17 protein-coding genes are annotated in these 21,484 nt (G+C 64.4%); 4 read left to right on the top strand and 13 right to left on the bottom strand.

Translation table 11 applies throughout. The features are described 5' to 3' along the window. Positions 1-138: 138 nt before the first annotated feature. The 10 genes from Q4G50_RS07330 to eccCa all read right to left on the bottom strand — a co-directional run bounded on the left by Q4G50_RS07330 (position 139) and on the right by eccCa (position 13,113). Positions 139-717, bottom strand: coding sequence for a hypothetical protein (locus Q4G50_RS07330; protein WP_303377000.1), 579 nt, complete (start codon positions 715-717; stop codon positions 139-141). Positions 718-993: 276 nt separating this feature from the next. Then, positions 994-1,572 (bottom strand): hypothetical protein, encoded by a 579-nt coding sequence (locus tag Q4G50_RS07335; protein WP_303377001.1) that lies wholly within the window; start codon positions 1,570-1,572, stop codon positions 994-996. A gap of 95 nt (positions 1,573-1,667) precedes the next feature. Further along, positions 1,668-2,597: an RHS repeat-associated core domain-containing protein gene (locus tag Q4G50_RS07340; protein ID WP_303377002.1), complete on the bottom strand. Its 930-nt coding sequence runs from the start codon at positions 2,595-2,597 to the stop codon at positions 1,668-1,670. 58 nt (positions 2,598-2,655) lie between these two features. Beyond that, on the bottom strand, positions 2,656-6,651 hold the full coding sequence (locus Q4G50_RS07345; protein ID WP_303377003.1) for a DUF6531 domain-containing protein: 3,996 nt from the start codon (positions 6,649-6,651) through the stop codon (positions 2,656-2,658). Between the two features lie 57 nt (positions 6,652-6,708). Continuing rightward, on the bottom strand, positions 6,709-6,999 hold the full coding sequence (locus Q4G50_RS07350; RefSeq protein WP_303377004.1) for a WXG100 family type VII secretion target: 291 nt from the start codon (positions 6,997-6,999) through the stop codon (positions 6,709-6,711). 30 nt (positions 7,000-7,029) lie between these two features. After that, on the bottom strand, positions 7,030-7,365 hold the full coding sequence (locus Q4G50_RS07355) for a WXG100 family type VII secretion target (RefSeq protein ID WP_303377005.1): 336 nt from the start codon (positions 7,363-7,365) through the stop codon (positions 7,030-7,032). Positions 7,366-7,497: 132 nt separating this feature from the next. Continuing rightward, positions 7,498-7,800, bottom strand: coding sequence for a hypothetical protein (locus tag Q4G50_RS07360; RefSeq protein ID WP_303377006.1), 303 nt, complete (start codon positions 7,798-7,800; stop codon positions 7,498-7,500). Beyond that, positions 7,800-8,129, bottom strand: a complete 330-nt coding sequence (locus Q4G50_RS07365; protein ID WP_303377007.1) for a hypothetical protein — start codon at positions 8,127-8,129, stop codon at positions 7,800-7,802. The genes Q4G50_RS07360 and Q4G50_RS07365 overlap by 1 nt, the downstream gene beginning before the upstream one ends. A gap of 39 nt (positions 8,130-8,168) precedes the next feature. Next, on the bottom strand, positions 8,169-8,885 hold the full coding sequence (locus Q4G50_RS07370; protein WP_303377008.1) for a hypothetical protein: 717 nt from the start codon (positions 8,883-8,885) through the stop codon (positions 8,169-8,171). Positions 8,886-9,081: 196 nt separating this feature from the next. After that, positions 9,082-13,113, bottom strand: coding sequence for a type VII secretion protein EccCa (gene eccCa / locus Q4G50_RS07375; RefSeq protein WP_303377009.1), 4,032 nt, complete (start codon positions 13,111-13,113; stop codon positions 9,082-9,084). Between the two features lie 52 nt (positions 13,114-13,165). Here eccCa and Q4G50_RS07380 point away from each other — a divergent pair, with 52 nt between their 5' ends. Continuing rightward, positions 13,166-14,563: an EsaB/YukD family protein gene (locus Q4G50_RS07380; protein ID WP_303377010.1), complete on the top strand. Its 1,398-nt coding sequence runs from the start codon at positions 13,166-13,168 to the stop codon at positions 14,561-14,563. Between the two features lie 52 nt (positions 14,564-14,615). Here Q4G50_RS07380 and Q4G50_RS07385 read toward each other — a convergent pair whose 3' ends face one another. Further along, the gene (locus Q4G50_RS07385) at positions 14,616-17,339 is read right to left on the bottom strand and encodes an ATP-dependent Clp protease ATP-binding subunit (RefSeq protein ID WP_303377011.1); all 2,724 of its coding nucleotides are present in this window, start codon (positions 17,337-17,339) and stop codon (positions 14,616-14,618) included. Positions 17,340-17,566: 227 nt separating this feature from the next. On the opposite strand from Q4G50_RS07385, the gene Q4G50_RS07390 reads away from it, so the two are divergent. Continuing rightward, the gene (locus tag Q4G50_RS07390; protein WP_303377012.1) at positions 17,567-18,124 is read left to right on the top strand and encodes a CAP domain-containing protein; all 558 of its coding nucleotides are present in this window, start codon (positions 17,567-17,569) and stop codon (positions 18,122-18,124) included. Between the two features lie 234 nt (positions 18,125-18,358). Here Q4G50_RS07390 and Q4G50_RS07395 read toward each other — a convergent pair whose 3' ends face one another. Continuing rightward, entirely contained in the window at positions 18,359-18,733 is a 375-nt protein-coding gene (locus tag Q4G50_RS07395) for a hypothetical protein (RefSeq protein WP_303377013.1), read from the bottom strand. Positions 18,734-18,892: 159 nt separating this feature from the next. Here Q4G50_RS07395 and Q4G50_RS07400 point away from each other — a divergent pair, with 159 nt between their 5' ends. Continuing rightward, complete coding sequence (locus Q4G50_RS07400) at positions 18,893-19,543, top strand: ATP/GTP-binding protein (protein ID WP_303377014.1); 651 nt, start codon at positions 18,893-18,895, stop codon at positions 19,541-19,543. Continuing rightward, a complete protein-coding gene (locus Q4G50_RS07405; RefSeq protein ID WP_303377015.1) occupies positions 19,540-20,007 on the top strand; it encodes a hypothetical protein in 468 nt (155 codons plus the stop codon). Before Q4G50_RS07400 ends, Q4G50_RS07405 begins: the two co-directional genes overlap by 4 nt. Here Q4G50_RS07405 and Q4G50_RS07410 read toward each other — a convergent pair. Beyond that, positions 20,004-21,425 (bottom strand): MDR family MFS transporter, encoded by a 1,422-nt coding sequence (locus Q4G50_RS07410; protein ID WP_303377016.1) that lies wholly within the window; start codon positions 21,423-21,425, stop codon positions 20,004-20,006. The two genes, Q4G50_RS07405 and Q4G50_RS07410, sit on opposite strands and share 4 nt — an antisense overlap. Positions 21,426-21,484 lie beyond the last annotated feature (59 nt).

Consider the following 21,484-nt stretch of genomic DNA (forward strand, 5'->3'; position numbering starts at 1 on the left):
CTCCCCAGTGCAAGATCATCCGCAGAGAGACGATTCACGAGAATGTTGGGATTGTTGCCGACGGCTGATAAGACATTGGTGTCATGCCGCACCCCCAACTCCAGGACGCCGCCGCTATCACCGGCGGGAAAAGTACTGTCACTGAGATTCCGGCTCCGGCAGCCACATGTTCAATCCCCGCTCTGAGGCGATCTTCAGTACCCGTTCCCGGCTGAACGAGGTCTTCGCATACGGGCGGGTGATGAAAGGTGCAACGCTATCCCACTGCTCCTGTGTGAAAAGACGGGCCGCTTCAGTGTTAAGCAAAGTTTGAGCGTGGGCATCCATGTACGGGAACAGATCCACCAGATCAGCCACCCGCTTTTTACTCGTCCCCACAACAATCCTCAACCAGGAGACCAGAGCGGCCGAACCATTCCTATCGTCTGGGACTTCACGCAACGCCGCTGTCATCTGCTCCCACATGTCCCGATGATGCGGTTTGATGTGCTCCCGCAGCCCCCACCCGAAATCCGAGATCGCGTACGGGCAGTCCCGTAGAGCACGGACTACCGCCGCCGCCTCTGAAAGATAGGCACGAACCAACTCATCCGAGACCGAGTCATAGCGACGAGGCAGCGGGGCGGGTAGTCCCGCTTCCACCAGAGCCCGATTCACTCTTTCGGCAATGAGCCTTAACTCCTCGTTGTCCCGCTGAATAGCAGAATAATCTTCCATACCTGAATTCCTCCTAAATGAGTTTATTGATCCGACTGCGCAACAGAGCACATGGGCAGCGCACCGCCGCTTTGATGAGAGGCGTTGTCGGCCTGCTAGACGAAGAACTTCACCGTGTCACTGTCAATGAGATGTTGTCTCCCCAGTGCAAGATCATCCGCAGAGAGACGATTCACGAGAATGTTGGGATTGTTGCCGACGGCTGATAAGACATTGGTGTCATGCCGCACCCCCAACTCCAGGACGCCGCCGCTATCACCGGCGGGAAAAGTACTGTCACTGAGATTCCTGCCCCGGCAGCCACATGTTCAATCCCCGCTCTGAGGCGATCTTCAGCACCCGTTCCCAGCCGAACGCCTCCCTCGCATACGGGTCGGTAATCAAAGGCGCAACGCTATCCCACTGCTCCTGTGTGAAAAGACGGGCCGCTTCAGGGTTGAGCAATCTCTGAGCTTCTCCATCCATGTACGGGAACAAGTCCACCAGATCAGCCACCCGCTTTTTACTCGTCCCCACAACAACCTTCAGCCAGGAGACCAGAGCGGCCGAACCATTCCTATCGTCTGGGACTTCACGCAACGCCGCTGTCATCTGCTCCCACATGTCCCGATGATGCGGTTTGATGTGCTCCCGCAGCCCCCACCCGAAATCCGAGATCGCGTACGGGCAGTCCCGTAGAGCACGGACTACCGCCGCCGCCTCTGAAAGATAGGCACGAACCAACTCATCCGAGACCGAGTCATAGCGACGAGGCAGCGGGGCGGGTAGTCCCGCTTCCACCAGAGCCCGATTCACTCTTTCGGCAATGAGCCTTAACTCCTCGTTGTCCCGCTGAATAGCAGAATAATCTTCCATACCTGAATTCCTCCTAAATGAGTTTATTGATCCGACTGCGCAACAGAGCACATGGGCAGCGCACCGCCGCTTTGATGAGAGGCGTTGTCGGCCTGCTAGACGAAGAACTTCACCGTGTCACTGTCAATGAGATGTTGTCTCCCCAGTGCAAGATCATCCGCAGAGAGACGATTCACGAGAATGTTGGGATTGTCTGCGACGGTTGATAAGACATTGGTGTCATGCCGTACCCACAACTCCAGGACGCCGCCGCGATCACCGGCGTATGCGACAGCATCTTTGAGCTGCTGGGTATTGGCAAGATTCTTGACGTTCTTGACCTCTACCAGGTTCGCCTTGTAAGAACCGTCGGAGATCCGCAGTCCGTGGAGACCATCGTAATTGAGCCTTCTCCCGATCCCGTTCCGCCGCCCCAAGTCCCGCAGCTTTATATCAGTTGCCACCTCACCGATCTTGCCCTGGTTGAGAATATTCTTGACCCAATGCGGGGCATTAAGCGGGTACTGATACAACCCGAACTCGTCATACCAGGTGACTGGACTAGTCACATACGCCTGCGCTGAGGCCAAGTTGGCACTGGCCCCCATGGGGTCCTGAGCTCCATACACCCCCAGGTGCGGGCTGTAGTACCGGAAACGGTTGTACGCCCATCCGGACTCCTCATCCAGGTACTGTCCACGGAACAGCCAGGGGCACCGCGCCGTGCCCTGCCAGGCCCGACGTCCGAAAGCACTGTGCCGGGATACCCCGACAAGCTCACCGGTGCCAGGATCGAGCAGTTCCTGCGGGGCACCCGCAAGATCCGTGACCACCACATGGGATGCAATCGTGCCCACCCCACCGGAACCAGCCGAAGTCATGTCGATCTGCGCCGTAAGGTCCGTGGTGGCCGGATCCCGCACCCATACCAGGGAATCACCTACCTGGCCATCCTCGCCTACAGTCACCTGCTCGGCCACCAAATCGTTACCATGATGAAGGAACACTTTCCGCGACATAACTCGCCCGGTCGCCTGGTCAATCATCTCCTTGGCGACACGTCGTCCCAGGCCGTCATACAAGTAGCGCCATCCCCTGCCGGGCTCATCCGAAGACTCGAAAACCCACCGGCTGGCCGGTCGCCTCGTAGTAGAACTTCTGCACCAAGGGAGGCCTAGACACCCGACGGGTACGAGTCGTGGTGACACGCCCGGCGTCGTCATAGCTCACCGAGGTCCGGCCCACTCTGACCGGCATGGTGCCACCGAATTCCGTGTTCTCTCCCGCCTTGACCCGCACGCCGGCTGCGGAATAGCGGAACTCTTCCAACGCGCTGTCCGCCTCCGGTGTATCCCCGAAGCCGTGCATCTGGTTCGCGGTGATCCGTCCCAGGTTGTCGTGCTCCAGGTGGCGCGTTCCCCGGAGGCGGTCGTCGATCTGCTCCAGAACATTGTCGGCCCGCCACCCGTACAGACGGCTCACCAAATCCTCGGTGCCGGCCGCACGCGGCGTCCGAGTGCACAGCGTGTCCGAAACGACGCGCCCCCTTTGATCATGCTCGAAATGGCGGGCCACATTGCCCGTCGACCAGGTGTTTCGATGTTGTCGGGAATCGACTCCCAACCGGACGTCGAGAACCTCTCGACCATCAACATGCACCCGCTGGCCCACGATGCCTCCGGACCCGTCCCGGGTGTAAGTCTCCAGGTACTCCGTATCATCGGGGAACACCATTGCCTGGGTCGACGATCCTACGGAGGAATCGACACCCTCCCGCGTGGTGAACGATTCCCCGGAGCTCAGAGTCACCGTCTCCCCGGTCCTCCGCCCGAAGGAGTCGAGCAGAAATTCCACTGAGGCGGACTTGTTGACCACTGAAAGCAACCGGCCCAGAGAGTCCCTGCGATAATGCACGGTATCGAAGGCTGTCTCGACCCGCGTGAGGTGGCCGTCGGCGTCATAATAACGGGTCGCGGAGCCTGCGGCGTCCTGTTCCACCGACCACCAGCCGTCTGGGTCGATGTCGAACTCGGAAATGAAGCCGTTGAAATCGGTTTCCCTGATCACTTCCCCGTCGCGGTTGCGCTCGTAGGTCCAGGTCCTGCCGTCAGCATTGGTCACACAGGTCAGTTCCATCTGAGTGTTGTACTCGAAGGTGGTGATCCCACCTGCCACATCCTCCACCGCGCGTGCCTTGTCAAAGACGGTGAACTGTGTCCGGGTGACTCGTCCCAGTTCATCCACCCTCTCCACGGCGTTACCTTCACCGTCGTAGACGACGGTAGCGCTGGTCCCGTCGGGGTGGGTGATCTGATAGGGCCAGCCCTCCGGGGTGTAGTCGATGCGGGTACAAGATCCGTCGGGTTCCATCACCTCGACAGGGAGCCCGTGCACGTTTCTCGTGTAGCTGGTGCGCCGACCGGCGGCATCGGTAACCGCGAGGATACGTCCTGCATCATCGCACTCGATGTGGACGACGCTCCCGTCAGGTTCGGTCACCGCCGTCGTCACTGCACCGCTGCTCCGCCACTCGACGTCGAAAAGCCGGGTGGCGCCGTCCGGCGCGGTCATGGACGTCACCAGACCTGCCGCGTCGACAGTGAACAGGGATTCCTGCCCGTCTCGCCCGATCACGCGGGAAGGGTTGCCCCAGGCGCCGGGCTCAATGACGATGTCGCTGCCGTCCGAGTATTCCTCTCGGATAACCAGCCCTTCATCATTTATGTGCGTTCTTCGCCACGAACCGGTTGGCCCCAGGTCACACACGATGTCGTGCCACTGGTTGTACTCGCGATCGAGAGCAGCTCCCCGGGGGGTGATCACGCGCCACACGTCACCGTTGGCTGTCGCGCGGTACACAGTGGGGCGCAGCTGACCCAACATGGAGTCAAACAGCCATTCCTCGGGGACCTGGTGATGGTCCTCGGACCGCGCCCCGTCACGCCCCCGTCCTGTGAGGCCGGCCGCGCGCAGACCGCCTGCCCGGAGCGCCTGGACCAGGGGGAGGCCCTCCAGCCTCTCGAGATAGTCCTCCACGACGCTGTCGCCGAGGTCGAGCGGGTCACCCCGGAACTGACCGACCGCTTCAATGGCGACGCACAAGGTGCCAGCGACCGGAGCATCATCTCCATCGTCGGGCAGCCACACCACGGCATTGGGGAACATTCCCCCTGTACCGACCTGGGACACCACCCGACCTGCGTCATCCAACCGGTAGTGGTAGGACACGCCGTTGCGGTCGGTCCACGTGCGGAGACGACCCTGTTCATCGTAGATATAGGACAACTGCCCGGCCGCCGAGTTGATCACCCGCAGGAGTTCACCCGCCGGGCCATACTCGTAGCTGATGAGTCGTTGCGGGCTGTCCCCGGAAGGTGCATCGGTGTGAGATACCCACACCCCGGCCACCCGGGACACGCGCTCGTCCCACGTCAGCGACAGTGTCGTACCGTCGGAACGGCGCAGGCGGACCATGTGACCGGTGGACTGGGAGTAGTCGTACTCGATCCAAGCCCCGGTGTGATGGACCTCGGCAGAGATGCCGATTTCGATTGCTTCGCCCATCTGCTCCGCGAGCGAACCGGTGCGGATGCCCATTCCCACCCGCGATCCGGTCAGGGCCGGGGAGTCGTCCGCGACCGGGGCGGATGGCCGACGTTCGGCAGCCGTCCCGGCGATCGCGAACACCCACGTCAGCCCCTGGCGGATGTCCCTCACGCGGTAGGCTCCATCGGAATAGGACAGCCGCCACGGGCGACCGTCGGCAACTACTTCGGTCCCGTCGTGGAGGGTAGCCGGGAATGTGATCACGGCCCCGTCCGGTGCGACCATGAGAACCTCTTCGGGCAGCACCTCCAGGCGGACGTCCATCCGCGACACCCAGCGCGGACCCAGCGCCCGACCCAGCTGGTGCCCCGAGTTGCAGTTGCGGTCGATCACGAGCGGTAAGACACCGTCAATGCGGACATCCTCGACGAAATCGACGATGACCCCAGACGCCATGTCCACCGGTTCCAGACCTTGCACGCATTTGCTTCCCTTGGCCAGTGCCTTGACCGCTCCTTCCCCGAGACTTTCCGCCCCGGCTCGAACGCGAATTGCTGTGTCCGAGAATCTGGTGGACATCTTCGCAGCCATCGGGCCCAACTTGCCGAGTTTCGCTAGTTTCGCCAACCCACCCACGGCACCACAAGTGACCAGATCGAAGAGGAACTCCCCCCAGGACACCTCGCCGCAAGCAGCCAGCAATCCCTTCAGTCCGACTCCCACCCCGATGAAGATCGCCCCCAACACCTGCAGTCCCGGGATAAACAACATGATCGAACCGATGATCTGCAACGCATCGGAGATGATCTTCAGCAGCTCGGCATGCTCACCCACCCAGTCCTTGATGTCCTGCCACAACGCGGCCAGGCCCTCCGGGTTCTCCTCGAAGCGCTTGCGTGCCTGCGCCTGTACCACCGCCACCTGCGCGGTGACAGCCGCCCCCAGCTCCGCCTTGATCCCCTGCGAGGAGGCGATATCCCCCTCCCATACAGCCACCGCCGCGCTATGGCGGGCCTGGGCCGCCACGAACGCGGACTGCGCTGCGGCCGCATCAGCCTGCGCGGTGGCCGCCGCCGCCGCGGTCGCCGCATTCACACCCGGAATAAGCGAGGTGGCTACCGCCGACGCCGTCGCCGCCTGCGCCGTCACCGCCGCCCGGGCAGCATTGAACTCTGCGGTGTTGTACCCCGCCACCGCGGCCTGGACCTCCGCGTGATCAATCACCGCCTTGAGCACCAAGGTCTCCATGAGCCCCAGTGCCTCCACGAGAGCTACCTGGTAGCGGCCAATCGCCTCACCGACGCCGGAGTGCGCCTGACCGGTGATATCCAGATGCGACGGGAACTGGGCGTGGACCAACTCCCGGTAACGATCACCCTCGGTGCCGATGAACCCACCATCGTTGATACCGCGCATCGCCGCAGCAGCCGTCAAGGCCTGCTCACCAAAGGCCACCCACCGGGCAGACGCGATACCAACCTCGCCGGGGTTACCACCGACGTGAAACTCCGAGGCCTTGTAATGAGCGAAAGGAAGCAAGGGCATAACCGGCATGACGATCAGGGACCTTTACTGGTAGCGGGGAGGGAAGCGGGCGTCGATTAGCAGGGTCTAGCCCTGGATGGCGGCGGAAGCGCGACCGCGGGTCTCGGCGACCGACGACGTGTTCTCATCAAGAGCTGCGCGGACCTGGCCGAGAATCTCCTTGATGTTGTTCGCCGCGGAGGACCAGCGGCCGTGGATGCCCTGATACTCCTCCTGCTCAGACCCTTCCCAGGCGGAGGCGAGCTTGCGAATGTCGGAGTCCATCTCAGAGAGGGTCGACTCGATCTGACTCATGACGGACTGCAGCTCCTGCGAAGAGGCGTCGGCGTCGGAATTGTTATACGCGTACACAGACATGATGAATATTCCTGTTCTTTCTTTGGGGCGCTACAGAATGGCGCCGTCGTTGAACTGCATACCGGCGAACTTCTGCTGGAGAGCGGACGTCTGCTCCTCCTCGCCGGCCTGGTAGGCCTTACCGGCCTCGTCGACACGGCCCGTCAACTGCTCTAGGGCCTGATTGACCTTGTCCATGTTCTCCTTCCACGCCTGGGTCATGTTGTCCCAGGCAGCAACGGAAGAACCCTTCCAGGACGCCTTCAACGGTTCGATGGCGGACATGAACTTGTCTGACTGCGCCTTCAACGACTCGTGATTGGCCTGCAGAGAGGACACATGGGAAGAAACTGCTGAATGTTCAACTGAGAGATGCTCGGAAGACACGATTTCAATCCTTTACTGGTAGATGTACGACAATCGGGGGTTGACAACGTGCACCCCGGATGAGGGGGTTTCATCGCCTGGAGATGACCGACCTCCAGGAACGTCACCGGTGGCACGCCGGTCGGGCAGGGATCAGGTGGTGGATTCCAGGACCTCCACGATCGCGGTGCGGACCTCGGTGTTGCCTGTCTGGAAGGTCTCCAGCGCCCGTTTCATATCCCGCAGGATGCTGGACATGCTCCCCAACCCGGAGCGGATCTGCTGGTTGAGCTCGTAATAGGCATCCGCTTCCACCGCCACCCACTCCGGGCGCAAAGTTTCCATCTGCAGGTCCATCGCCTCGATAGTCTCCGCGATGGAGGTGGCTGTGTCCGAGGCACTGGAATTGGAATCATCAGCGAGAGAATCCGTGAACGCGTACACACCGGCGGACATCAGCCCTGCCCTCCCTCACGCAGGGCAGCAGCAAAGTCGTTGAAGCCCTGCGCACCCTGGGTGTCAAAATCCCCTACCATCTGGGCGATGGCACCGGAGACGTCACCGAGGACACCGACGTTGTCGATGAGCGTGCGACGCGACGCCTCCCACTCCTGGAAGAACTCCGACACCGCCTCCCGCATCCGATGCCCATGCACATCATCGACCCCCATGATCGGAGCCACCCCCTGCTCCACGGAATCCAACTCAGTACGCATGGACGTCAATTGAGAGGCCAGTGTCTGCAGCTGCTCAACCGGCACCTGGATATGGTCACTGAAACTCACCGGTACTTCCCTTCCTGCTCATGTAAGCGACGCAATTCATCACCGCACCGACACCAGACCTGCAGAATTTACGGCCACCTCACGGCCCTCCGCGCCCTCCGGAGCTTTCGCCCCGATCCGCTCTCCCTGCCCTCCGGGAACCACCCGCACGCTGTTGACCAGGCGGGCGACCACCTCGCCGACGATCTCGGCCAACTCCACTGTCGGGGCCGACCCGGAGATGATCAGCGTCCAGGTAGAATCCGGCAGCGGCAGATAGCCCTGGCGGGTGTACACGGGACGGCGATTGGTCAAGGGTCCGGAGAGTGCCTCCTGGTGTACGCTCAGCCAGGAGTTGCCCTCAGGAGTGCGCTTGATCTGCGGGTCCAGGTGGGCGAAAGCGTGCTGCGCGGGGGCCAGGCTGGCCCGGCGCGGCGCGGAGTCCTCCCACCTCAGTAAAAGGGTGGCGGCGGATACGGTGCCGTCGTCGAGAAGCCCGGGGAGGACGAGGGTGAGCAGCACCCCGGCGTCCTGGGCGGCGGTCACGGTGTGGGTGAGCTGCTCGCGGATGAGGCGTTTCTCGGCCGCGCGGAGACGGTGGCCGGGAAGATAATCCTCCGCGATGCGCTCCGCCTGCGACCGCCAGGTGGCGGGATGGGTGTCCAGGAGGATCCACGTGGAGGGCAGCTGCACCCTCCACAGGAGATCCGGCCGTGGGGCGGCAGGGTGGAACTCCAGCAGGGGGACATCGGCTGCGAGGTCGTGATCGGCACTCACGCAGGGCGCTCCTTGTGGTCCAGGTGACGTTGACAATGGCTCACCCGGCAGAATGCCCCAATCCGCGCATCGTGTCAGTTCGAAAACACCGATTCACAGAGTTGACCTGCGAAATCTCAACTATCCATATGGCGCAGGCAGGATTGTCTCAACTTATCTCAACTTTCCCCGGGAACCCCTCCCGCGGGAACTGCTTTTACACCCCCTCGCTTCCGCCCGAGTGATACGCCAGCTGCACCATGCGAACCCGCCCAGCACGGTCCACCCACTGGGCACGTCCCGGCGGTAGCTCGCGGAGGTACACCTTGGGCCAGATCGCCCCCTCCTGACGGTCGCCGGAGAGCAACAACCCCTGCGCGCCCGCCTCGCGCACCCCCTGAATGAGCGGATCGTAGCTGGCACGCGACATGCCCGTCGAGCGCCGGGCGACAATGACGTGAAGCCCGAGGTCGGCGGCCTGCGTGAGAAAGGGCACAAAGGGACGCAGCGGATTGCTGGAGCCCTCAAGCATGTCCACATCGTCGATGACCAGGTAGATGTCTGGACCCGTCCACCACGATCGGGTGCGGAGCTGTTCGACGGTGACATCCGCCGGCGGCAGTCGCCGTTCCAGTTCCTTGACAATGCCCTTCGTGAGGATGTCCGCCGACTTGTGCGTTCCGGCGTAGTCACCGAGAAATGGTTCGGGCACGAATCCCAGCAGCCCTCTCCGGAGGTCGAAGACACCGAACATGACCTCACCGGGCTTCTTCTCACGGATGATCTCACTGATGAGTGTGCGCAGCGTGGAGGTCTTTCCGGTACGAGCATCGCCGACGATAAACAGGTGCCGCTGCGCACCGTCGAGATCGAATCGCACCCGCTGGAGAGTAGACTCCGCCACTCCCACCAGAGCCGGCGGGGCGCCGCGCTGCCCGGTCACCAGGTCGGCGTAGGTGACCATGTCGGGCAACATGCGTACCGACGGTGCCGTGGCCCCCTGCCAGGCACCGGCCACGGCGGCCACCAACGCACCGGGGGTGTTCTCCCGGATAACGTCGGGCTGGTCGACGGTGGGCAGCGAGACTTGACTGTAGAGCTCATCCGGTGTCAGCGCCCGGCCGGTGGGTTGCCCCTTCAAAGTGGCGGCTGGGCGGCGGCCGACGGAGGAGTCGATCGGATCATTGAGTTCCATTTCCACCCGCGTGCCGATCACCGCCTGCACCGGCAGCTTGAAGTCCGCCCACCGTCCCGAGGCGGCCACGACATGTATACCGTAACCGAGTCCACGTTCTGCGAGCTCGGTGACGGTGTCGGCGAGGTCATCGGCATCCCGCCGGAGCGCCGCCCACCCGTCGACGACGAGGAAAATGTCGGCAGCAGGCAGTTCGGGCAGCTGCCCGGCGGCATGCATGTGGCGCATCTGCTCGATGGAAGAGATCTCGTACGCTCCGAACAACCGCTCCCGCTCGGTGAGGAAACCGCGCATCTCGGCGATAAGTCGGCGGAGTTTGTCCTCGTCGAAACGGGTGGCCACGTCACCGACGTGCGGCAGGCCCACGAGGTACCCGAGGGCACTGCCAGCCATGTCGAGTATGTAGACGTTGACCTCCTCCGGCGTGTGTGTGAGAGCGAGGGAGGTGACCAGGGTGCGCAGGACGGTGGTCTTGCCGGACTGCGGAGCTCCCAGGACCGCGACGTTGCCGCCAGCCCCGGACAGGTCGAGGACCATCGGCCCCTGCCACTGGTCAAGCGGATTGTCCTTCACCCCGAGGGGGACGTGCAGCAACGCTTCTCGACGCCCCGTCAACCCCCGGTCCGAGGTCAGTTCCAGGCGTCCCAGCGCGGCCTCCAGCCCCGCTGCCTCCGGCAGCGGTGGCAGCCAGATCTGGCGGGTCCGCTCGGCCGCGGGGGTGAGACGGGAGACGACGAGGTCGAGGGTGATGCGGGAGGAGCGGACCGGTGGTTCCCGCAGAGCCAACTGGGTGCGGTGGGCCTCTGCCCGGCGCGTCAGCCAGGCCTCGGTGGTGTTGCTCAGTTCCAGGGGCATGGGAACATCCGGCAGTTCGCGGTCGATCCGGCTAGCGGTGGACTGGTAGGTCCCCGAGACGTAGGCGGCCTTGAAGCGCTGGAAGATGTCCGGGTCGACCTTGAGGTAGCCGGAGCCGGGAATCGGTGGCAGTTCATGGGCATCGGTGGTGCCGATCGCCTGGCGGGATTCCTGGGCGGAGAAGGTGCGCAGGCCGATGCGGTAGGACAAATACGATTCGAGACCCCGCAGCCGTCCCTCCTCCAGCCGTTGGGAGGCGAGCAGGAGGTGGATTCCGATGGAACGACCGATGCGGCCGATCTGCACGAACAAGTCGATGAACTCGGGTTTAGCTGCGAGCAGCTCACCGAACTCGTCGATAACGACGAAGAGGACGGGAAGCGGGTCGCTGGTTTTCCCTTCGGCACGTAACTGCTGATACTGGCCGACATTGGCCAGGTTGCCGGCCTCCTGCAGGACCCGCTGGCGGCGCTGGATCTCCCCGAGGATGGAATCGTGGAGGCGATCGACGAGGCCGACGCCCTCCTCCAGGTTGTCCACAATGGCGGCAGTATGCGGCAGGGACTCCAGACCGGCGAAAGTGGCGCCACCCTTGAAGTCGACGAGCACGAGAGAGAGCAGTTCCGGCGGGTGGCAGACCACCTGGGAAAGGACAATGGTGCGCAGAACCTCGGACTTGCCGGAACCGGTCGCCCCGACACACAGGCCGTGCGGACCCATACCGCCCTGCGCGGACTCCTTAATGTCGAGCGCCACTGGCGCCGCGGCTGCGTCGATGGCGAAAGGCACAGCCAGAAACTCCTCGCGGGGGCGGGGGGCCCATGCCTGCCGAATGTCGTAGGTGGCGAAATCCTCGATACCGAGCATGGCATCCAGCCCGATGGTCTGCTCCAGCGGGGCAGCGGGGGTGGCGTCCTCCACCAACCGCAAAGGTGAGAGCACGCGGGCAACGGACTCAGCGAGGGAGACGGGCACGGCGTCGAGACGCCCGGCGGAGCCACCGTAGAGCAGACGTTCGACGTAGCCCGCCGGCCCCTTCTCCGGTTCGCGGATCTCACCGCGGTCGAGCAACTGTACGCGGAAGGCGCGGTTGGCGTCGAGAAGCACGCGCACATCGACGTGGGAGGGTTCGAGATGCTGGACGGAGGACGTGGCCAGCACCGTCACCCGCGCGTGGTCGGCGCTGGACAACTCCCCGAGGCGTTCAGCCAACCAGGCACCGTGGGGGGAATCCATGTCGACGACGACCAGCAGGGACGCCTCATCCAGGGACTGCGCGCCGAAGCGGGACTTTTCTTTCAGCTCGGCGGCGCGGCGGGCGATCTCTGTCAGCAAAACGGTAGCGGATTCCTCGTCGTGGGAGACCCCGCGGCGACCGATGGGCCCGTCGAAGTGCTCCTCGTCGAGCAGGTGCGGCAACCACAGCGCCCACGAGCCGGTCCCCCGCTCAGACAGGGGTAACGCCAGGTGCATCCGCAGGTCATCGGGAGCATGGAACACCGCCGCCTGCAGCAGCAGCGCACGGACCGCTTCCGCCGTCACCTCCGGCGGGCCCACGAGTGAGACCACGCCACGGGCGGGGACCGCCAGAGGTAGGGAATCGATGGAGCGTGTTCGCCGCAGCATCCGTTCCAGGTGGGCCTGGGCGACCGGCTCCACAACCTGCATGGGGTCACCACCGGGACGCACCTCAACCCCGCACGCCACCTCGCCGGTGCCCACCCCGAGGCGCAGAACGAGGAAATCCTCATCACCACGACGTCGCTCCCACAAGCGGTAGGGGTCACGCACCACATCGCTGAGCGCCGTGGGCGCGGGGTTGCGCAACGCGGCCGCGCGCTGTTGATCCGCCGCCCGGGCACGCACCTCCTGTTCCTTTTCCTGCAGGTGCTCCAAGAATCGGGTCCGCTCCTCCTCCGCCCGCTTCCGGCTGCCGGTGCGGCTGCGGATGAACATGGCGATGGCGGCCAGCAGCATGAGGAAGAACATCACCGCACCCACCGCCATGCGGATGGGGCTGCCGGAGGACATCATCATGAGCACCATGCCGGCGCCACCGACGACGGGCATGAGCATCATGAGCACGTTGCCACCCCCTCCACCACTGCGGACGGTGGGAACCGCCGCAAGGTCGACGGCATCTTCGGCGACCACGCTGCGCTGGAGGCGGGCCGGGCGGTGAACGATCCGAATACTCATGGACAGTCAGCCTATCCGCCCTTTGTCAGGCAGGCATGAGAGTATGTCCGGCATGGCCCCGATGTTCATCCGACTCAGCGTGGTGCGCGACGATCGGCAGCTCGACGTCAGTCTCCCCGCGCAGCGACCCGTCATCGACTTCCTCGATGACACCATCGCCCTCCTCAACCAGCGTGACAGCGAACCGGCCGCCCCCGGCGACACAGTCACCCACGCCCACACCTGGGCCCTGTCCTCCCCACTGACCGGCACCATCGCCCCCACCGCCACGCTCGCCGAACACGGCGTCACCGACGGGCAGCGCCTCTATCTCACCCCGCGTATCGACGCCGCCCACTCCCCCTTCGTCGACGACATCATGGCCGAAATGCGCGACACCGTCTCCGACACCCAATGGAGCTGGTTCGGCGCCTCCCGCTCGGCGGGTCTGCTCATTGCCGGCGTCATCCTCCTCGCCCTGCTAGGCGGGGCGGCCGCTGCGTACACCCTCACCGGTCCCGCCGAGTGGAGTAACACCCGCCTCATCGCCACCGGGGTGCTCGCTACCCTCGGCCTCACCGGCACCGCCCTGTCCTTCTGGCAACCACAGGGGTGGCTGCGCTGGGCAGGGCTGAGCCTTCCGTTGAGCGCGGCCATCATCGCCCTGCCGCTGCTCAGGGTGCTGCCTTCCGCGCAGTTCTGGCCCTGGTGGGTGGCCACCATCGCGGTGACCGCACTGGTCGTGCCCTGGGCCACCGGTCGCCGACAGCCCGGCGGTGGACTCGCCGGGGCGACCGCCCTGGTGCTTAGCGCGCTGCTCAGCGCGGCCGCCGGGGTGGCCGTGATTGTGGGGGCCAGCCCTCTGGCACTGGCGGCCTGGTCCGCGTGGGCACCGGTCCTCGTGCTGCTCAGCGCCCCCACTCTGGCGCTGTCGTCCACGGGGCTTCCCTCCCTACTGCGTCGCCACGATTCCGGTGACGCCGTACGTCGGGAGGACATCCGCCGCCGCACCCTGCGCACCGAATCTCTCAGCCGCGGACTAGTGTGGGCGGCGATCGCGGCAGCCGCCGCCATCATCGTCGTCCTCGCCCTCGGCCCTCATTGGCAGCAGGGGCTCATCCCGGCCCTGCTCTCGCTCGTACTGCTGCTCCGCACCACCGGTTTCGCCGACGCCCGCATCATCGTGCCTCTCCTCATCGTGGGCATCGGTGGCCTGAGTCTCAGTGCCGGCGCTTTCCTGTCCTGGTTTGTCCCCACCCCCGAGCACTGGGCCGCGTGGCTACTGTCCGGCGGGCTGCTCATCGTCTCGGTCATCGCTGTCCTGGGCCTACAGGGCCGCACGGCCGATGACCTGGCCGAAGCCCGCAACGCCAAGGTGATCGGCATGATCGACGCTGTCGTTTCTTTGGCGTTCATCCCGGTCATCCTCATCGCCCAGGGCGTGTTCACCTGGTACTGGGCCACGACATAAACGCCCGCCTTCCCGGTTCGGGGAAGGCGGGCGTTGTCAGGGGCAAAAGGAGCTAGCTCTGCGGCGCCGGGGCAGCCCCACCTGCCGGACCGTCCTCGGGGTCGGTCGACAGGTCATCGGTGATCTCCGGGACATCGGGGACATCCGGGGAAATGGTGTCCGGGTCGGCCTCCACATCACGCACGGCCTCGGCGGCCTCCGGGGAGATCTCCGAGAAAGTACCCTCCGGCAGCGGCTTCGGACGCGGGGTGAAGGTGAAGGAGGCACCGTCGGTGTCCTTCGACTCGCCGTCCCAGCCGTCGACGTCGACGGTGACGATCTCGCCGGCACCGAGCTCGCCGAAGAGGATCTTCTCACTCATGGCGTCCTCGACCTCGCGCTGGATGGTGCGGCGCAGCGGGCGGGCGCCGAGGACCGGGTCGAAACCACGCTGGGCCAGGAGTGCCTTGGCCTTGTCGGTGATCTCGATGCCCATGTCCTTGGCGGCCAGAGCCTTCTCGACGCGGCCGATGAGCAGCTCCACCATCTGGACGATCTGCTCGCGGGTGAGCTGGTGGAAGACGACGATCTCGTCGATACGGTTGAGGAACTCCGGCCGGAAGTGCTTCTTCAGCTCGTCGTTGACCTTGTTCTTCATGCGCTCGTACTGGGCATCGGAATCCGTCTCCGCGGAACCGCTAAAGCCCATGCCGACGGCCTTCGAGATGTCCTGCGTGCCCAGGTTTGAGGTGAAGATGAGCACCGTGTTCTTGAAGTCGACGATACGGCCTTGGCCATCGGTGAGACGACCATCCTCCAGCACCTGCAGGAGGGTGTTGTAGATCTCCTTGTGGGCCTTCTCGATCTCGTCGAAAAGCACGACGGAGAACGGCTTACGGCGCACCTTCTCGGTGAGCTGGCCACCCTCCTCATAACCGACGTAGCCGGGGGGCGCGCCGAAGAGGCGGGAGGCGGTGAAGCGGTCGTGGAACTCACCCATGTCGATCTGGATGAGGGCGTCGTCCTCACCGAAGAGGAACTCGGCCAGAGCCTTCGACAGCTCGGTCTTACCCACACCGGAGGGGCCGGCGAAGATGAAGGAACCGGAGGGACGCTTCGGATCCTTCAGGCCCGCGCGGGTACGGCGGATGGCGCGGGAGACGGCCTTGACGGCCTCGTCCTGGCCGATGATGCGCTTGTGCAGCTCATCCTCCATGCGCAGCAGACGCGAGGATTCCTCCTCGGTGAGCTTGAACACCGGGATGCCGGTCCAGGAACCGAGGACCTCGGCGATCTGCTCCTCGCCGACCTCCGCGATCTCCTCCAGGTCACCGGAACGCCACTGCTTCTCCTTCTCGGAGCGCTCCTCGCCGAGCTTGCGCTCCTTGTCACGCAGACCCGCGGCCTTCTCGAAGTCCTGCGCGTCAATCGCCGCCTCCTTCTCGCGGCGGACATCGGCGATGCGCTCGTCGATCTCGCGCAGCCCCTCCGGGGCGGTCATCCGCTTGATGCGCATGCGGGCGCCGGCCTCATCGATGAGGTCAACGGCCTTATCCGGCAGGAAACGGTCGTTGATGTAGCGGTCGGAGAGATTCGCGGCGGCGGCCAGGGCACCGTCAGTGATGGACACGCGGTGGTGCGCCTCGTAGCGGTCGCGCAGACCCTTGAGGATCTCGATGGTCAGCTCGACGGAAGGCTCCGGGACCTGCACCGGCTGGAAACGACGCTCCAGGGCGGCGTCCTTCTCGATGTGCTTGCGGTACTCGTCCAGGGTGGTCGCACCGATGGTCTGCAGCTCACCGCGGGCCAGCTTCGGCTTGAGCAGGGAGGCGGCGTCGATGGCACCCTCGGCGGCGCCGGCACCGACCAGAGTGTGGATTTCGTCGATGAACAGGATGATGTCACCGCGCTGGTTGATCTCCTTGAGTACCTTCTTCAGGCGCTCCTCGAAGTCACCGCGGTAACGGGAACCGGCCACCAGGGAACCCAGGTCGAGGGAGTAAACCTGCTTGTCCTTGAGAGTCTCCGGGACCTTGCCGTTGACGATGTCCAGTGCCAGGCCTTCGACGACGGCGGTCTTACCCACACCGGGCTCACCGATGAGGACCGGGTTGTTCTTGGTACGACGCGAGAGCACCTGCATGATGCGCTCGATCTCCTTCTCACGGCCGACGACCGGGTCGAGCTTGCCGTCCCGGGCCGCCTGGGTGAGGTTGCGGCCGAACTGGTCGAGGACCAGCGAGTTGGAGCGGTCGCCCGGGCCACCCTGGCCCTGCGGGCCGCCGCGGGAGGCACCGGTACCGGCGCCGACGGGACCGCCGGACTCCGGAGAGCTCTCCGGGGAACCGCCCTGACCGCCCTCGTAGCCGGAGAGAAGCTGGATAACCTGCTGGCGCACGCGCGGCAGATCAGCGCCGAGCTTTACCAGCACCTGGGCTGCCACGCCCTCGCCCTCGCGGATGAGGCCGAGGAGCAGGAACTCGGTGCCAATGTACTTGTGGCCCATCTGCAGGCCCTCGCGCAGTGAAAGCTCGAGGACCTTCTTGGCGCGCGGGGTGAAAGGAATATGACCGGTGTGCGGCTGGGTGCCGTGACCGATGATCTCCTCGACCTCCTGGCGCACGGCGTCCAACGAAATGCCCATGGACTCCAAGGCCTTCGCGGCGACACCCTCACCTTCGTGGATAAGTCCGAGCAGGATGTGCTCGGTGCCGATGTAATTGTGGTTGAGCAGCCGTGCTTCCTCCTGCGCCAAGACGATGACGCGGCGTGCACGGTCGGTGAACCGTTCAAACATGTCCGTGACCCCTAACCTTTGATTTAACTTGTCATCCACTCTAACGCTAGGTGCGGGCAATCTATTTGCACTCACTTGTTTCGACTGCCAATTTCGGAACATAAGTGCAGGCCACGGGCATGTACGCCTTTAGCGAACACCCACTGGCCACATGCGCAACTAGGGCCCCTCGCGTTTCGTTACCTTTCTGTTAGCATCGCCGGGACTACGACCAAGGAGCCCCGAACATGCGCATGCGCCGTCTGGCCGCCACCACGCTGGCACTCTCCCTCGCCCTGACCCTGCCGATCCCCCACGCGCAGGCCCAGCCTTTCGCGGGTTCCTCCCTGCCGCCGCTCCCGGAGATGCCGCAGCTGCCCCATATTCAGATCCCGGACCTGCAGGTGTCGGTCATCCCGGGGCCGCAGAGCTCCAATGGCGATAAGCGGCATCAGCTTCTCGAGGCCACCAACCGCTACCGTGCCTCCCGCGGCCTTCCCCTGCTCGCCCGCCACGCCGCGCTGGACAACGTCGCGCAGTCCTGGTCGCATCACATGGCAGGACAGCGCCGCGTGCAGCACAACCCCACCTACACGGCCTCCTACCCGGCGCATTGGCGTCGCGCGGGCGAGAACGTGGGCACTTTCAACCGCGAGGTATCCGCCCAGCAGATGCTGCAGGCGTGGCTGGATTCCCCCGTCCACCGCCGCCACCTGGACAACCCGCACTTCACCCACATCGGCCTGGGCTGGGCGGTCAACGCCCAAGGCGAGCTCTACGCCGCGCAGAACTTCGCGGCCTTCTAAGCACAACTTCCGTTGACCCCTTATACAGGAGGTCAACGGGAGTTTTTCAGTGCCAACGGTTCAGCGCCAGAGCTTCCACCACGGGATATGCTCCACCGCGGCTTCCGGTTCTGGGTCGGGGACAGGTCCTAGAGTCTGCCCGGGGGTAGGCGCGGGAGCAGGCTCAGGCTCGGGAGCCTGAACGGGAGCTTCCGCCACCTCCGCGAACTCGGCGGGAACCGCCGCACGGTCACTTCAAGCCAGGGAGTGCTTGCGGGTGTTGGCGTTGACGGCCGAGCGCAGCAGCGCGAGGTTGGAGCGGTCGGAGGCTACGGCCACGTAGACGAACAGGTTGTTGTCCAGCAGCTTGATCAGGTGCAGCTGATCGCGGAGGGTGAGCAGCATATCGACCAGGCCGCCTTCGAGGCCCAGGGCGTCCATGGTCTTGAACTTGGCCTTTACCATTTCGGAGTTGTAGGCGGCCGCGACGTCGAGATCGAAATCGTGGGTGCGGGTGATGGACGCCAGGGACATGCCGGTATCCAGATCGACGACCGATCCACCGAGGAAACCATTGAGGTCATCAGCCACGCTGCTGAGGAAGTTGTTGAGATTCTCTTGCTGGGACATTAATCTTCCTTAAGGGTATATAAAGGGGCGCCGTCAGGCTCCACTGCCGTTTTCCCACCCCACCGTGGACGATGGGGTGTCTACCTGAGATTAGACAATTAGTCGGCTTCGTTCAATACTAGGGCGTGTCACTATCCACCTTTACCCGGAGGCCCTGCTATGAAGCTTCCCCCGGTGCGGCGTCGGCGGCACGGAAAATTTGAAGAACTGTCCGTCGCGGATCTCGACCCCTACCTCACCGTCCCCAAAGACGCCATCGTCGGCTCCTACTCCGACGATGAGGTCGTCTTCCTCGGTCCCGTAGGCGTGGGCAAAACCACCGCCGTCGCCTCCTTATCGACGGTCGCCCCCATCACCACCGAAGTCCGCGCCGCCACTCCCGAGGACTTCTACGCCCGGTGGAAGACCACCACCACCGTCGGCATCGATTTCGGGGTATGGGACCGCCCGGACGGCACCCGGGTCGCGCTGTTCGGCACGGCCGGCCAGGATCGATTCGATGACTCCCGCGCCCCGGCATTCAACCCCGATGCCGCGATCGTGCTGTGGTTTTTCGGCTACTCCGAACTACTCGCCGAGCAAGTCGCCGAGTGGCTGCCCATGGTCCAGGGCATCAATGCGCTCGATCGGCTGGTGGTGGCCGTCAATTTCATCGATCCGGCGGCCGCTGACCCGGTGCCGGCAATAAGGAATCTGCTGGCGGATCAGGGTCACCCGGATATCCCGGTGTCCGCCGCCGACCCGCGGGAAAAGGACGACGTCGCCGACGTCGTTACGCAGGCACTGAACCTTCTGGAGGCACGACGATGACCATCTCACCCGTGGAAGAACTGGGCCGCCACCGCCGGATCCGGGGCCGCAACTTCAACACCAACGACCTCGCCGCCGCCGCCCTGCCCTACATGTCCCGCATGCGACACCAGGTACCGGGCATCCACGCCGTCGTGCTCGGCACCGGCGACGGCATCCACGTCTGCTCCATCGGCCTCAACGACGCCCTCGACGCCGCCCGCATCACCGCCCTCAACTCCTCCATGCTCGGCGTCTCCAGCGCCCTGGCACAGGTCATTGACCCCCTCAAGGAAGAGGACCGCGACACCATCGTCACCGTCGCGATGCCCGACGAGGAATTCATGGCCCTGGCCCGCATCGAGCACGCCCCCGTCGGACACCTCGTGCTCAGCCTCTTCGCCCGCGACACCCAACTCGGCATGGTCGTCCACCAGACCCGCCAGGCTGCTGCCGCCCTGACGGAATGGCTGCTGGAGGATTAGAAGGCCTGGCCCTCTTCCTGCTGCTCCTCGGCGACCTTGGTCACAAACGGGCTGGCCGCCAGCACCAGCACGGCCATCACCCCGGCGACGATGAAGGCGGAATGTGCGCCGTCCGCGGTGGCCTGCGCCAGGTCCGCGCCCCCAGCGGCCGCGGCCTGGGTGCCAAAGGACAGCGCCGCGATAAGGATGGCCGTACCGGCCGCTCCAGCCAGTTGCTGCAGCGTGGTGAGGATCGCCGAGCCGTGCCCGTAGAGATGCTTCGGCAGAGAACCCAGCGCGGTAGTCATCAGCGGGGTCATCATGAGCGCCAGCCCGAGGGAGAACACGATGTGCATCGTAATCACCTCCGCGATGGTGGAGGCGATATCCAACCGCGTCATCGACCACACGGCACCGGCCAACAGCAGCGCACCGGGAATGACCAGCGGGCGGGGCCCGACGCGGTCATAGAGGCGACCGATAAACGGTGCCAGCAACCCCGAGGCCAGGCCACCGGGCATGAGCAGCAAACCTGTGACCAGGGCGGTGACACCGAGGGCGGTCTGCAGGTAGATCGGCAGCACCATGACCACGCCGAGCAGCGTGCCCATGAGCAGCAGCGCCACCACCACCGACAGCGTGTAGTTACGGATGGTGAAGGGGCGCAGGTCCAGCAGCGGGGTCTTAAGCCGGAGCTGGCGCCACACGAACACGGCCAGCGCCAGCGCGCCGACAACCGCTACGCCGACCGCGACGGGCAGGTTGGTGCCCAGCGTCGATAGGGCATAAACGACGCCGCCGAAGCCGAGACCGGACAACACCACGGACAGTGGGTCGAGCGGTGAGCGGGAGGTCTCGCCGATGCTGCGGATGTAGAAGGCCCCCACCACCAGTGCCACCGCGATCAGCGGCACGACCAGCCAAAACAGCCAGTGCCAGGTGAATCGGTTGAGGATGAACCCCGATACGGTCGGCCCCAGCGCGGGCGCCACGGCCATGACAATCGAGATGACACCCATGACGGAGCCACGCCGGTTGGCGGGCACCACGGTCATGGCGACGGTCATCAACAGCGGCATGATCAGCGCCGTGCCGGTGGCCTGCACGATGCGGCCCACCAGCAGAGCAGTGAACGTCGGTGCCCACGCCGCGACAATCGTGCCCACCAGGAAGCTGCTGACGGCAGCGAGGAACACCTGCTTCGTTTTAAAGCGCTGCAGGATCCAGCCGGTTGTCGGGATAACCACGGCCATGGTGAGCATGAAACCGGTGGTCAACCACTGCGCGGTCGTGGCCGGGATGTCGAAGTCAGCCATGATCGACGGCAGAGCCACCGACAGGATGGTCTCATTGAGGAACATCACCAGCGCTGCGCTGACGAGAACGATGAGGATGATTTTGACGTCGGCAGGCAGGGCCTGCTTTTTTGCGGTGCTCACGCACACCTTCCTAAATATCTATATGAAAGAGGATCAGACTAGCGCCTACCGCGCGTCCA

The sequence above is a fragment of the Corynebacterium sp. genome (assembly GCF_030538285.1).
Lineage (GTDB): Bacteria > Actinomycetota > Actinomycetes > Mycobacteriales > Mycobacteriaceae > Corynebacterium.

What these genes read in the sequence shown, in the direction of transcription:
- eccCa (WP_303377009.1), bottom strand. Translation starts at nt 13,113, where the DNA reads ATGAGTATTCGGATCGTTCACCGCCCGGCCCGCCTCCAGCGCAGCGTG.
- Q4G50_RS07390 (WP_303377012.1), top strand. Translation starts at nt 17,567, where the DNA reads ATGCGCATGCGCCGTCTGGCCGCCACCACGCTGGCACTCTCCCTCGCC.
- Q4G50_RS07340 (WP_303377002.1), bottom strand. Translation starts at nt 2,597, where the DNA reads ATGATTGACCAGGCGACCGGGCGAGTTATGTCGCGGAAAGTGTTCCTT.
- Q4G50_RS07350 (WP_303377004.1), bottom strand. Translation starts at nt 6,999, where the DNA reads ATGTCTGTGTACGCGTATAACAATTCCGACGCCGACGCCTCTTCGCAG.
- Q4G50_RS07395 (WP_303377013.1), bottom strand. Translation starts at nt 18,733, where the DNA reads ATGTCCCAGCAAGAGAATCTCAACAACTTCCTCAGCAGCGTGGCTGAT.
- Q4G50_RS07360 (WP_303377006.1), bottom strand. Translation starts at nt 7,800, where the DNA reads ATGTCCGCCGGTGTGTACGCGTTCACGGATTCTCTCGCTGATGATTCC.
- Q4G50_RS07405 (WP_303377015.1), top strand. Translation starts at nt 19,540, where the DNA reads ATGACCATCTCACCCGTGGAAGAACTGGGCCGCCACCGCCGGATCCGG.
- Q4G50_RS07385 (WP_303377011.1), bottom strand. Translation starts at nt 17,339, where the DNA reads ATGTTTGAACGGTTCACCGACCGTGCACGCCGCGTCATCGTCTTGGCG.
- Q4G50_RS07400 (WP_303377014.1), top strand. Translation starts at nt 18,893, where the DNA reads ATGAAGCTTCCCCCGGTGCGGCGTCGGCGGCACGGAAAATTTGAAGAA.
- Q4G50_RS07380 (WP_303377010.1), top strand. Translation starts at nt 13,166, where the DNA reads ATGGCCCCGATGTTCATCCGACTCAGCGTGGTGCGCGACGATCGGCAG.
- Q4G50_RS07345 (WP_303377003.1), bottom strand. Translation starts at nt 6,651, where the DNA reads ATGCCGGTTATGCCCTTGCTTCCTTTCGCTCATTACAAGGCCTCGGAG.
- Q4G50_RS07330 (WP_303377000.1), bottom strand. Translation starts at nt 717, where the DNA reads ATGGAAGATTATTCTGCTATTCAGCGGGACAACGAGGAGTTAAGGCTC.
- Q4G50_RS07335 (WP_303377001.1), bottom strand. Translation starts at nt 1,572, where the DNA reads ATGGAAGATTATTCTGCTATTCAGCGGGACAACGAGGAGTTAAGGCTC.